Raw genomic sequence first — 12483 nt, forward strand, 5'->3', positions numbered from 1 at the left:
CAGGTTGTTCATCAGGTCATTTTGTTGGGTTATTGCTCTGAGTATTAACCTCCTAGTTGCATGCCGTTGCACTACGATAGAGCTGCCCTGATGAGTTCAGGCAGGCGTAAGCGTTCCCGGCTCCGTTCAGACTGGTAAGAACCACCCCATCCTTCATAACAGTCGTGCCTCCATTACCCCCGACAGTCAGGTTGCCTTGAATTGTGCCTGATCCCGTGACAGTCATATCGGCACTGATTGTCGTGGCATCCTTCATGCTAATGGAGCCGCCAAAGCCTCCCAGAACTGTATTCCCATGGGACGTCAGACCTCCTGTGATGAGCAGGTTACTGTTCAGGTTTGTCGGGATGTCGATATCGAAATGCGTATTCTGCCCAAGACCGGAGAGCACGACCGACGTGTCGCCAGTGCTGGCATCGGTTTGCTCTAAGAGCTGTGCAATGTTGGATCCGCTGGGACTCTGGAAAAACTGCGTTCCTTGAAGAACGATATTGGATTTGGCCGTGATTTGCTGATTGAACGTCACCCCATCCTTGAACAGGGTGCTACCGCCATACCCACCGATAACAGCATTCCCATGTGTTTCCAGCCCCCCGGTGACAGTCAGGTCATTACCAACAGTCGTTGGCAGGTTAAACAGAACGGACGCGCCACCAGATGCCAAGCTTGAATACGCCAGTACGTTATTCTTCGATGCATCCGTGGATGCCGCTACTGCGACGATGTTGTCGCCCGCCGTATTCTGGTAGTAGGTCGTCCCGGTCGTCACGAGGTTTGCATTCACGCTCACCTGATTTTTGAATGTTGCACCCCCGGCAACATTGAGCGCGCCCGCCAACGATACATCACCGTTGCCAGCTACTGACAGGCCGCAATTCACGCCATATCCGCACAGCGCCACGCCGCCTGTGCTGCCCGGGAAGTCGATCTCGCCCAGCAGAGAGGCGGTATCCGTGCTGGACGTGTTGCCCTTCGTACCATTGATACGTGGCCCGAAGCGCAGGGTCGCGTTGGTGTAGCTTCCCGTTCCCGTGCCGTCGCTGGTGAGATGCGTTACCAGCCGCTCATTATACCCTGCGACGATCTGATGCAGTTCCGTCATATCGAAATCATAGACGGCTCCAACGGGAGTGAGAGCGAACAGAGAGCAGGCGGAAGGGAGATAGAGCTGATTGGTGTCGATCGCCATGTTTCCGCAGGCATCGGCAATCTCCAGATGATGTGGCATGTCATTCGCCAGCATCAATTCGTAGCTTTCCGACGTAAACACCTGACCCGGAGTGATGGACGCTCCTGCCGGGACAGACTGGCCTCCGCCAAACGTCAGACCGTGATAGCTCAAGGCTCCCGCCCGCGTCTCGTTCTGCACGTTGACGTCCACCTCGCCCCATTCGAGCTGATGAACTGACGACGTGTCGCGCGTACCTGCGCCCGTGAACGCGCCGTCGTACTGCATCATCGTATTGAACCCGAAGACTTTCGTCGGAGATCCCACGAACACGACAGGAGCGGGAGTTTTCGGGAAATAGAACGTATCCAGACCAGTAAGGCTCGGGGTTTGGCTGGCTCCTGAACGTCCCATCCGGTTCCAGGCCCAGACCGTGATAACGGCAGTCGGCCCCGTATTGTCCACGCTTCTGACGATGCCTGCCAGGAAATGGGGATTGTCCCATGTTTCAACATCTGATGCGGCGGGATCGGCGGAATTGGTGATGATGTACTGGCCCTGATGGATCAACAGGAGCTGCTGCGGCGTCAGGGATACGCTTAAGGTCGCCGTTGTGGTGGTGTAAGCCGTTACGGGCAGAACCAGTCGCGCCTGACGTGACCCGGCCTCCCAGTAGATCCCAGCCGTGTCAAAGCTGATGGGAACGATCCGGCTATCCCCTTCGTAATCGTCACCGCCCAGTTCAGCCAGCATAGTGTTCTGCTGGCCACCCGTCGTGAAGAGGCAAAGGCCGCACCCATTATTGAATGGTCCGTCGGGGTGGCTGGAAATGACCAGGCTCTGAGGCAACCCGGGTGATCCCATCGGGGAGTTTGCGACAGTCCCAAGGGGCGTGCCGCCCATCTGGAGCGTGTTGTTCCCGACCAATGGGCTGCCGAGAACGGCGGTCATGTCCTGCCCGACATACATTGACGGGTAAGCCGTCTGCGACTGGACGCCAAATGTTCCAGACGCGCTTAAAAGCGGCGCCGTCATGGCACCATTCATATTCAGTCCCGCCACACCCCCTGGCACATTCTTCTGGAGCGCGGCCATCACTGCGGCGATAGTCTGCCGATCCCAGAGTGTATTGGGGGCATTGATGATCGAAGCACCGCTGATACCGTTGCCCGGAGCAATCCACTGGCTGGTAATAGGCGCGGCGCCTGCCAGCGACGGCAGGAGAGCCAGCGTCAGAATGAGTTTTTTCATTTGCCGTCATCCACCTGGGTTGCGACACCGGCATTGTTCTGAAAGCCGTTGAAATTGGTGCCAGCTCCCATGGTCGGACTTGCGGCCAGGAGTGCAGCGAGAGACGCGGCGAGAGCCTGAGGCGACAAGGGCATGCCAGACGCCGTGCCTGTCATGGCCGAATATGCAAATACGTCACCGTTCATCCACAGACCGCCGCCCTCCGGCGCTTTTGTTGGAAGCGTCTGCCCAAGCTGGAGAAGGCCCAGAGCTACGATCGACACCGCAAAATTGTTTGCGGTGATGTTGCAAGGCTCATAGCCGGTGACAGTATTCTGGGCATTGAGAACAGGCCGGAGGAAGACAAGCAGATCCGTCGCCTGCACGCTCGTTTGCGTGAGTGCGGGGTCAGACGCGAGTTGAGGCATGGGGTCTATCCGAAGATCAGGGGGTTTCCGGAGGCATCAGGCACGATCGCCGAGCCAAGGAAAAAGGCATTCGGGGCATAGGCCGGGGCGTCACAGGTAATCAGCTGGGGCGCGCAGCGGACTATGATGGAGGCGGTAGCCGTGAAGACTGCGCCTGTGGCCGTGCGAACGGAAAGCGTTGCTGTTTGCGCGCCTGAGCACAGCCATTGCACCCACATAGTGGCCAGGGTTCCGAAAGTGCTGGTCCATGCGATCACGCCGCCGCTGCACATGGCTTCAACTTCCACGATCCGGTCGGAGCGCCCCAGAAGATGCGAGAAATCAATGCTGTAATCTGCAGATTCGTTCAGTGATGTTTCGGGCCAGCAAAGCCAGATGGGAGGGGAAGTCCCGCGAACTTGAAAAGATCGCGGGACTTCTGCGCGTAAGATACGCCGAGCCGGAACCCACGTCATGAAGTTACAGAGGCCGGGACCGCAGGCAGAACTGCACTGGCGGTGTCCGTCCCTTCCGCAATACCTTGAAGTGTCGAGACATATGCCCGCATCTGGGGGCCGAATGTATTCCCCATCGCAATGGCCAGCGCTGCCTCTCCTCTTACCGAGGTTAGCGCACCGATCGCCTGATCTTTCAGGGAGTTCATGAAGGTTGATTTGGCCGCCGCGTATTCGTCCGCCGTGCATGACACATAACCGTCCGGGATCGTCGTGCTGTTTCCCCAACTGGCGAGCCCGGTGACGGTGCCTGATGCGTTTTTCTGGAGTGCATAGATCGTCATGATGCCGCCTTATGCCGGGATGTAGAGATAGCTGAGGGTGTGGCCGACATTCGGCGGATTGGTCGCCGATGTGCCGCAATATGACCCCACAGTTACAGGGCCAGCCGAAACCTTCACGCATGAATGGTTGGTCATCGACGTTGAACCCGTTACCTGGTCTGCGCTGAGATTGGTGCCGTTAACGCTGATCGTCAGGTTTGTCTGATTGGTGTTCTGCACCGAATAGTTCGCAGAGCCGACGACAAGCACATAACCGTCGAGAGGCGCATCGAATTCAAGAGAAATGGTTTTCGAGCCACCGGACGCGAGCGTATAATATTGCTCGGTCCAATCTCCGAGACCCAGCGTCTTGTTGCCGGTCATGGCGAAGTTGCCAAAGTCAGTTTCGTCAACCTTCGCCCCGATACGCGCCGCTCCTGAAGTAACCCCCTCGCGCAGACCGATATAGACTTGGTTTCCCGTTGCCAGAGCTCCGTCAGACAACCCCTGTTTGATGAACTGATTCCAGCCAAATATCTGCCAAGCTGCACCGTCGGTGTTCGGGGTCGTGGTATTGCTGCCTGCGGTTGAAATCCACAACAGCCCGACCGTTGCAGCGTCGGCAACGATGGCATTGAGAGGGTAGCCCCCAACGGCCATTGCAAAATCTGCAGAAAAAGGACGGACCAGTCCCAGCTTTTGAGCACCCAAGGCAATCTGATTGAGCTGATTTTTAGATGGCGCAATTCCCGCCTCAGCCAATACACCCAACAACTCCTGCTGAACGATATTCAGCCAATCAGCTGTGACAACTGTAGCGGCCAATCCTGCTCCTGGATTTCCCCCCGTGAAAAATCCAGGAACGCCTGCCGCCGACACGGCGGGCATTGATGTAGCAGCCGTCGCGTTATCGATTGCGTACATTTCCACTTCTCGCTTTCATTTACTGTCGCCACCAAAATTGCCGAGTAGGTCTTCGCCGCTCTGCGCGAACAGCACGCGCGTATGGGCGGGGCAACGACTTATGATTTCGCAATTGAGAACTGCATTTCCCCAAGATATTAACGGTTCCCCTGCAGAACCTGAGTTTGCGAGAAAATACTGCTCCGTGTAGCCGGGCGCATTCACCGTCCACACGAAGGCCCAGTCGGATCCGTAAACGGGTTCCCCCGCACGAAAGATATCCGCACGAGCAGGCGCATGCTCACTGATCGTTATTTCAAAGCCGAGCGCTGCCGCGAAAGCGGCATAATAAGAGATGGAAGATCCGCCACTATCTGTCAGACGCGCTACAACCTGAGATCTTCGCAAGGAGAGCGTAGGGCTTTCACCTGCACAGGGATCTGGAAGACCGGTTGTTTTTTCCCATTCTTCAAGAAGCTCGATAGTCGTTTCTGGAAAGATTTCCGTAAGAAGATCCGAGGCCCTTTCACTATTTCTGGCAAAAGTCTTGCCCCATACAGTGGCGAGCATAGATGGAAGAGCATCGCGCTCGCGTGACCAAATTGCGCCCCGAGGCAAAAGCTGCAGGAACGCCTGGCGGAAATTCTCCGCCGAGAAAACAGGCGCCCCCACCGTCAGGACGCAAAACTAACTGTGCCCAAGACCGGCATGGCCCCGATATTTGCGGCGACAATTGATTCCGCGGGCGAGATTACAGCGAACCGATCGAGATCCAGCGCACCAATGGCCTCTGTCCATGCGCTCTGATACAGCGTCGTCCCAGGAGCAGACAGGCGCGTAAACATGTCCTGCAACGCGTTAATAATCAGGATTTGATTGGCCGTCGTGTTTCCATCTCCAAGGTCTGAAACCACGAAATTGACTGGCTGAGCGACTGGTGCGCACACAATAACAAGTGCGGTGACAGGTCTCTGCAGATAAAGCGCGTTTGCCAAAAGCAACTGATCGCCCGTAGCTGTATTGTATCTCGCTTCAGCGCTTGCCGCGCCGTCGGTGCCCTGAGGAAGCCCACCTTGAGCAGACCTGACATTGTCCATAGCAAAATAGACAACAACGGTCCCTGCCCCGAACCCATTAGCATTGACCCAGGCACGCGTTACGCCGCTGACCTCTTTGGCCCACCTGACATAATCAGCTGCATTTCCGTTCTCGCCGCCTTCTGCGAAGGCATCAAGAACACGCCCGCGGAGGTCGCTGTCATTTTCAATGTCAGCTCCACCCGTAAAAGCGAGAGTTACAGAACCCGTCGTCTGTATCCCGTCAACCGGGCTACCTAAAGTCGCGGTAGCCCCGACCGGAGCATTTCCTGCCGCCCCTGCCGCCTGTACAGCGCATGAGACGACCGTAACGCCATTGGCCGTTACACTATTATCGGTCGATATGGCAGTAAGGGCGCCGGTTATCTGGATGGTCGTGCCAGTAGGAACGGTTTTCGCGCCCGTCACACCGAAAGAGACCTGCCCGTATGCCGTAGTAGCCGGCTTGCGCGTAATCTTTTTCAGGCCGCCCCACGCCTCAAGAAAGACGCCTGTTGCAGTCCAGGGAACGGCCTGCTTCGCGATCCAGTCAAGATAACCATAATGAAGATGCGCAAGGCCTGCGAGGACCATTGCAAGAACATAGAGGACTGAAAATCGAAGGAGTGCAGTAACCCCGGCGATCCCCCCATTCTGGATGTCCTGAAGCGCCTGCTGCCGCAGATCTGTAAGCGTTGGACGACTGAATGCCATTACAGCCCCTCCCAGGCCCATGAAAACAGAAATGTCTGAGGCGCCGCCGCCCCGGGTTCGTACACGCCGATCGCAAATTCAGCCGTATTGGCGCTAACCGCGCTCCATGCAGTTCGGATGGAAATACTGGTCGCCACACCGTCATCGATGAGCCACTGGAGACACTCCTTGAGAATGTCCTTGAGCTCGAGGAGGACAATCTTGTCGCCGACCTTGATGGCGCGACGTAATTGCCAGAGCCTCGAGCCAACCGGCAGCTTGTCCTGCTCATAAGCATCCCCCCACCAGCCGCGCCGGTCGTTCAAGCCGCTCATGGCTGCATTTCCAGGCGCTTGAATAGCGACTGCGGAATCCGCTGGCGAAGGCTGCTCCGGAGCGACCCGGTCCGTGAAGATGCTGACCATCACGGCTGAGCGCAGCGGGTTATCGAGAGCCAAATCACCGGACACAATGGTCCAGTCGCCCCTGCATTCCCGGGCGTTCCAGATGATCGCAATATCCACGAATTACCTCAGGAGGATGCCGGCGGCCCCGATTTTCCGGAACCAGGCTCAACATCCGTTGTCAGATGATTCTGAAGAGAGATCTCTCCGGCCTTCACATCACCAGATGCGTTGAGATCGCCATTGATGATCACATCCGCATTGATCATCAGCTTTTTCTCAGCCGGATTAATCTCGATTGAGCCGTCGCTTTTCAGCCAGATCCGACTGCCCGTCCGGGGGTGATAGACCGCGACGTCACCGGGCTCGAGATCGGACGGACGTCCCCGCTGATCCCCGGACGCTACAGCTACCGCCCGGGTACGATCACCGGAGATAAACATCAGCGCCAGATCGCTACCTGGTACCGAGCGGCTTGCAAAGCCGTAGAGCTGCATTACCGGCACGTCTGATCTCAGCTCACCGCTCGCCAGTGCAACCTGAACCGTTGATGTCGAACGTGACTCATCGGTGTCCGCCGTCTGCCGCCCCAGGCCGAAGGCCATTGCGACACGACGCGCCAGACGGGCGAGTGAGGACATATCAGTTTCCTAGCTGTTGATCGCTTGGATTCCCTCATTGGAGAGAGCCGGCAGGAGCAGTGGCTCAGGCATCAGACCTTCAGGCGGTATCAGCACGAGATCCGCACGCGTCCCATCCTCGCCTTGCCGGAAGACAATCTCGGCAATCACGAGATCCATTTCCTCTCCGCTCTTGAGGCGGACAGGAGCCATGTGATTGACGGCCCACAAGTTGCCTGAGGTATCGCGCCAACTGTCGCACGTCACAGTTACCGTGTTCGCCCGCCCATATCGGCGCGCAACCTCCCATTGAACCCGCTTGGTTGTGACTGCATAGTCCTGATCGCCAAGCTCAGCCGGGATCAGAAGCGGCCGGGTCCGGACAATACCCGGATCTTCTGCCACCGCCCCGGACGTGACGGCATCCATCTGTCCAATGTAGTCAGCATCCCCAGGCTCACTGAACAGGAGAGCCGTTGTCATCAGAACGGCGGTGATACTCGAGAACCGCCCTGCCGTGCTTCGAACGGTGGTCATCTGCTCGACATTTTCGCCGTAGATCAGACCGCTGGCCATGCGCTGACTTCCGACAGCTGCGAAAGCTACGTTCCCGTCTGGCAGGTCATAGAACAGCACACCTGCCAGGCGTGCCACTCGTTCGATGATCTCATAGGCCGTTTCGGTCAGGATGACGCTGAACTGCTGGAGGTCAATGTTCCCTGCCCCGTTGATCTGGACGACGTCGATCTCTGCGAATTTTGCTACCCTTTTTGCAAGGGCCAAGGCATTGGTCGAGTTCATCTGATACGTGGAGAACTCGGCCGAACAGTCCACCAGATCCATGCTCTTGCTGGCGATCTGCAGGCGGAATTCATGCCTTTCCGGGCTGACAGCCTCGACGACTGTGACGACATAGCCGGTGATCAGAAGATCTGTTCCAATCCGGACTTCAGCAACGTCCCCCTCATTCACCAAAGGAACGCCAGCTGGATTATTGAGATCGCCCAGCCAGTTCTCATTACTCTCTGATGCACTTTTTGCGGGCTGGTACTCTGTCATTCCCAGATCGGCAACCCACGGCATCAAATCGACACCACATCTTACCGTGACGTCAGTCCAGCCGGTAAGGAGCCTACCATTGATCAGAACAGAAGCCGTCTTCTGAGCATCCTCGTCATAGCCGAGGATCTGCTCAATCTGATCAATGATGCCGCTCATGAAGACAACGCCTCAAACTCAGTTGGCATGAATGCCGGGTGAACGGGATCAGCTCGATTCACCAGATCATCGGATCGGGTACCGTCCGCATAGAGCTGTTGGGCCAGTGTCAGTGCCGGCAGCGGCGCGTTTCGCTGGATCGTGACGATGTCAGGCAGTTTTGCCGCCCGCTTCATCAGATCCTGCGACACCTGAACCCGCAAAGCCTTCAGAGCCGCCCAACTGGCGTCATCCTGTGCATCGGCGGCGACCAACTCTTCAGCCTCGAACAGCGCGACCACGCGGCTGCACATTGTCTCTGCATCCTCTGACGAGGCGGGGGTCCAGTCCGAGCAGGCTTGAGCAATCGAAGCTAAAGCAGCACGCCGACACAGGGCAGCGGTTTCGGTCTGGGCCGTGGCCAGCGCGGCGCCGATCGGGGCAGTTGAGTTGATGACGTCGACTGAACATGAAGCCATTGGCCACAGAAGCGAGATTTGCACGCCTGGGTCTGCGATTGCCTCCCGAAGCGTCTCTGTCAAAGCTTGCACGGCCGAAGAAATCGCTGCTGCCGTTGTAAGGCTCGCGAGTGCTGCAGTTGCTTGCTCGATTGCATCCCGCGAGCCGCTGAGGGTCGTCAGAACACTGTCTTCCGTAGCCGTCGCATCCGTTTCGGCCCCTGCCCCGGAAGCATACCGGCCATTATTGCCAGGAAGAACCGAGGCAGCAGACTGCATCGCTTCTGAAGAGCCAATCGCGGAAAGAGCACCGCCACTCCAACCGGCCCCTACTGATCGGGCTGCGGCAATGGCAGACCCGCCAGTCGCAAATGCTGACGATATGCGGCTGGAGTAACTGGAGGATGATGCAGATGAGAGCGCAATGCGTGCGACCGCGACGGCCGCATGAAGTGCTGTGACGACCAGAGTGCCCAGCAGGTTCTTCTGTTCGACAAACTCGAACTCGAGATCCACGACATTCAGCCGTCCGTCCCGTTCCCGCCAGTCAAAGCGGGTACATGCTGCCTGAATTGCCCCGATGGACGGATGCACCAGCAGGCCATTCCCCGGTCTTTCCACGACCGCTACCAGAGCGTCCCTTTGCACATAAGCCAGATCACCGACCACAAAGCCAAGGATCCGATATCGCCGCGCCTTCTTGCCAAGGTCTTCAACCCAGACACCTGCGCGTCCGGGATAAGCATGCTCAGCCTGTTTGCGCCCACTGGAGCCGCCGCTGCCGATCACGACAAACGGCACTCCACGGAACGAGCACTGAAGGTATTCAGCCGCCGTTCTGGCGAGAGTGCCGCTCATGTTAATTTTTCATCCCTGATTTGAAGGTTAATTCCCCACAGCGGTCAGCGCCGGATCCATCGCCCGATGCTGGCTGATGGCATGGACTTTCAGCCCCGGTGTCGTGCTTTTCACCTGTACCGATGATCCGGGCGGAGCATTCCGGTGGTCGATTTCGACGCGCAGTTGGGCAGTTTTTTGATCAATACTTTGCAGCGCCGGCGGCAGGGATAACTTGGCATCACTGAGTTTGCTGGCCCAGTGATCCGCCATCTCACCACGAATAGAACCTTCGTCTGCCAAATTGGCGGGAACTTCATACCCATACGAAACGGCCTGCGCCGCCTCTTGAGGGTTTCGGGCCATCCGGAGATTAGCGTCCGCGAGGGGGTACTTGTTCTTCAACTCCCAGTCATAGAACTGAAGCTGCTCAGCAAAAGTTGAGTCCCGGATATTCTTACCCATGTGCTTTTCGAAAAGCTTCTGCCGGTCCGGATGCCATTGTCCAATCCCGTAAGCCGATCCATTGTCTCCAACGCTGTCAGGAAGGAACTGGCTTTCACGGTCGATATTCGCGACCATGCCAAGCGATTCAGTGCGAGAGCGACCTTGCGACCGAAAATAGTTATAAGCCGCCTGCGCCTGCCCTTTTTCGCCTCCGGACAGACGCCAGATGCCGCGGCCGATGTGGTTACTGGCAGACGGCGGAGCGGTTTTAGGATCTTTGTAGTGCTCCCACGCAAGATAGAGCGCCCCAAGTCCTGCTATTGCACCGGTTGCAGCAAGGCCAATCCCCCCGATCGCCGTTGAGATACCAAGTATTGCCGTCGCAAGAGTTGCGACCCCAGCCAACACTGGCGCCGCATACAGCACCGCAATCCCTCCAAGAGCGATTTTCCCGGCAGTTCTCCAGCCACCCAAACCATCAACGACGAGCAGAACTTCGTCATATACGCCCCTGATATCACCCTTGATTTGGCTCCATCCGCCTGTCCGAAGCCAGGTGATGAAGCGGTGAACATATCCGGCGATATCCTGGGCAATCCACTCTCGGTTTGCCGAAATCCAGTCCCGCATCTCATTGACGACAGGCGTGATCACTGGCTCAACAGCCTGAGCCAGCGAATACCCAAACCCTTCAACTGCTTCCGTAAGTCCTGTCTGAGCCTGACGAAGCCGATCAGCGGCGTCAGCTCCGGCCCGGTTCATGACGCCCAGTCGTTCAGCTTCCTTTACGTTGGCCTGATACTGCTCTTCGGTTTGTTGCAGGATTGGCATCAACCCTTGCGCCGCCCCACCAAAGATCTGCGTTGCAGCGATCACCTTGGCGGCCGGGTCACGGATCGAACGGATACGCTTGGCGACCCGTTCAAACATGTCATCGGGCTTCATCCGCTGCAGTTCCTGCAGACTGATTCCAAGAGCTTTGAACTGGACAATAGCTTCCGGAGCAAAGCCGTGCGTAGCTTCCCAACGGGTCTGCGAAAGTCCCTGCAAAGCGCTGGACATCGCCTCTTCAGAGCCACCTGACAGACGCGCCGCGTTTTGCATCGCCATGAGACGATTAGGCGCCATCCCCATGGAATTTGCCGCGGTTCTCAGGTTCGTTCCGAACTGGCCCCAGGCACTTGCCAGCTTATAGATGCCCGCTATGGACGCTGCTCCCGTAATCGTCCCGAGAACAGGAACGATCTGCGAAAGCGAACGGAACATGCCAAGACCAGCGCGGGCAACCTTGCCGACACCGCTTTGGAGGCGTGTCAGACCTGTAACGCTTGAAAAGCGATTGACGGCAGCCATTGTCCGCCGAACAGGAGCCTGAATAGCCGCGATCCTGGCATTGATGCGCTCAAGCGTCTGAGACGCCCGATCGACAGCCGAGATCGTTACCTTAACGCCTTTGTTGGCCATTCCGCTTGGCGTCCTTTTGGTGCTGTTCTGAGATCCGGTTCGCTTCTTCGACGTATCGCCAAAGATCTGTTCCGGTCAGATCTTCAGTTTCTGACCTGGACCAACCCGAGAAGAACTGGCTCAGATCTCCTGGTAGGCTGTCCCAGTTGGCGGGCCAGGTATAAAAAAACCCGTCACGTAGTCTGCCGCCTCCGCAAACTTACTGATCGGCAGCCGCAGCAACGCAGCGCGATGCCATTCGCTGATTTCCTCTACCAAGGCCATTTCAGCCCGGAGCGCAGCCTCAATGGTGCCGGCACCTTCCCCCGATTTGAACCGCCGGCGTTCAGCTACAGAAGGCTCACGCAGCCTCATTTCGCTAAATTCTTTGCCGCCGCCTGGAATAGCGTCCCTAAAGATCAGGACCTTTTCAGGCCGGAGATCGAGGCTGCCCTGTAGATCGGGATCGTTCATTTCCCGCCGTGCGCCACGCTCAAAGGCTGTGACGTATTCAACAGCACGATCCAGCGCGCGCGACGGCAGTTTCTGGATAACCACCTGCGGCACCCCAGCCGCTTTGGCGACAAGGACAATCTGGCTGTCATAGATGGACTGGAGCGACGGACGCTTGCCAATTACCTGAGCTGCGCCAAGGACGTCATACAATGAAGGCTCACACAGATTGAGCCGGTCATATTCCTTCCCCTGATGCAGGATCGGAGTATCGAGTACGACGACACTATTGTCCTCTTCGTCGCTCTCGACGCCCTGGAAACCACTCGGAGAATAGAGCTCGAGGAGTTCCGCGTCAGACAACCCTCG

General features: G+C 57.3%; 13 protein-coding genes. All 13 read right to left on the minus strand.

Annotated elements, in window-relative coordinates:
* Positions 1-52: 52 nt before the first annotated feature.
* Positions 53-2419 carry an autotransporter outer membrane beta-barrel domain-containing protein gene (locus GKO01_RS08035; protein WP_099286611.1) on the minus strand — a complete coding sequence of 789 codons (2367 nt, stop codon included), beginning with the start codon at positions 2417-2419 and terminating at the stop codon, positions 53-55.
* Positions 2416-2826 carry a hypothetical protein gene (locus tag GKO01_RS08040; RefSeq protein WP_099286612.1) on the minus strand — a complete coding sequence of 137 codons (411 nt, stop codon included), beginning with the start codon at positions 2824-2826 and terminating at the stop codon, positions 2416-2418. The genes GKO01_RS08035 and GKO01_RS08040 overlap by 4 nt, the downstream gene beginning before the upstream one ends.
* Before the next feature lie 5 nt (positions 2827-2831).
* Positions 2832-3281 carry a hypothetical protein gene (locus tag GKO01_RS08045; RefSeq protein ID WP_099286613.1) on the minus strand — a complete coding sequence of 150 codons (450 nt, stop codon included), beginning with the start codon at positions 3279-3281 and terminating at the stop codon, positions 2832-2834.
* Positions 3278-3604, minus strand: coding sequence for a hypothetical protein (locus GKO01_RS08050; protein WP_099286614.1), 327 nt, complete (start codon positions 3602-3604; stop codon positions 3278-3280). The genes GKO01_RS08045 and GKO01_RS08050 overlap by 4 nt, the downstream gene beginning before the upstream one ends.
* A gap of 9 nt (positions 3605-3613) precedes the next feature.
* The gene (locus GKO01_RS08055) at positions 3614-4507 is read right to left on the minus strand and encodes a hypothetical protein (protein ID WP_099286615.1); all 894 of its coding nucleotides are present in this window, start codon (positions 4505-4507) and stop codon (positions 3614-3616) included.
* Positions 4508-4522: 15 nt separating this feature from the next.
* Positions 4523-5158 carry a YmfQ family protein gene (locus GKO01_RS08060; RefSeq protein WP_099286616.1) on the minus strand — a complete coding sequence of 212 codons (636 nt, stop codon included), beginning with the start codon at positions 5156-5158 and terminating at the stop codon, positions 4523-4525.
* A gap of 2 nt (positions 5159-5160) precedes the next feature.
* Positions 5161-6276: a baseplate J/gp47 family protein gene (locus GKO01_RS08065; RefSeq protein WP_099286617.1), complete on the minus strand. Its 1116-nt coding sequence runs from the start codon at positions 6274-6276 to the stop codon at positions 5161-5163.
* A complete protein-coding gene (locus tag GKO01_RS08070) occupies positions 6276-6779 on the minus strand; it encodes a phage GP46 family protein (protein WP_099286618.1) in 504 nt (167 codons plus the stop codon). The genes GKO01_RS08065 and GKO01_RS08070 overlap by 1 nt, the downstream gene beginning before the upstream one ends.
* 8 nt (positions 6780-6787) lie before the next feature.
* Entirely contained in the window at positions 6788-7300 is a 513-nt protein-coding gene (locus GKO01_RS08075; protein ID WP_099286619.1) for a phage baseplate assembly protein domain-containing protein, read from the minus strand.
* 9 nt (positions 7301-7309) lie between these two features.
* Positions 7310-8497, minus strand: a complete 1188-nt coding sequence (locus GKO01_RS08080; protein WP_099286620.1) for a phage baseplate assembly protein — start codon at positions 8495-8497, stop codon at positions 7310-7312.
* A complete protein-coding gene (locus tag GKO01_RS08085) occupies positions 8494-9792 on the minus strand; it encodes a DNA circularization protein (protein WP_099286621.1) in 1299 nt (432 codons plus the stop codon). Before GKO01_RS08085 ends, GKO01_RS08080 begins: the two co-directional genes overlap by 4 nt.
* Positions 9793-9819: 27 nt before the next feature.
* Complete coding sequence (locus tag GKO01_RS08090) at positions 9820-11682, minus strand: phage tail tip lysozyme (protein ID WP_099286622.1); 1863 nt, start codon at positions 11680-11682, stop codon at positions 9820-9822.
* Between the two features lie 120 nt (positions 11683-11802).
* Complete coding sequence (locus tag GKO01_RS08095; RefSeq protein WP_244901381.1) at positions 11803-12477, minus strand: phage tail assembly protein; 675 nt, start codon at positions 12475-12477, stop codon at positions 11803-11805.
* Positions 12478-12483 lie beyond the last annotated feature (6 nt).

Origin of the sequence: Gluconobacter kondonii (assembly GCF_002723995.1) — a bacterium.
GTDB lineage: Bacteria > Pseudomonadota > Alphaproteobacteria > Acetobacterales > Acetobacteraceae > Gluconobacter > Gluconobacter kondonii.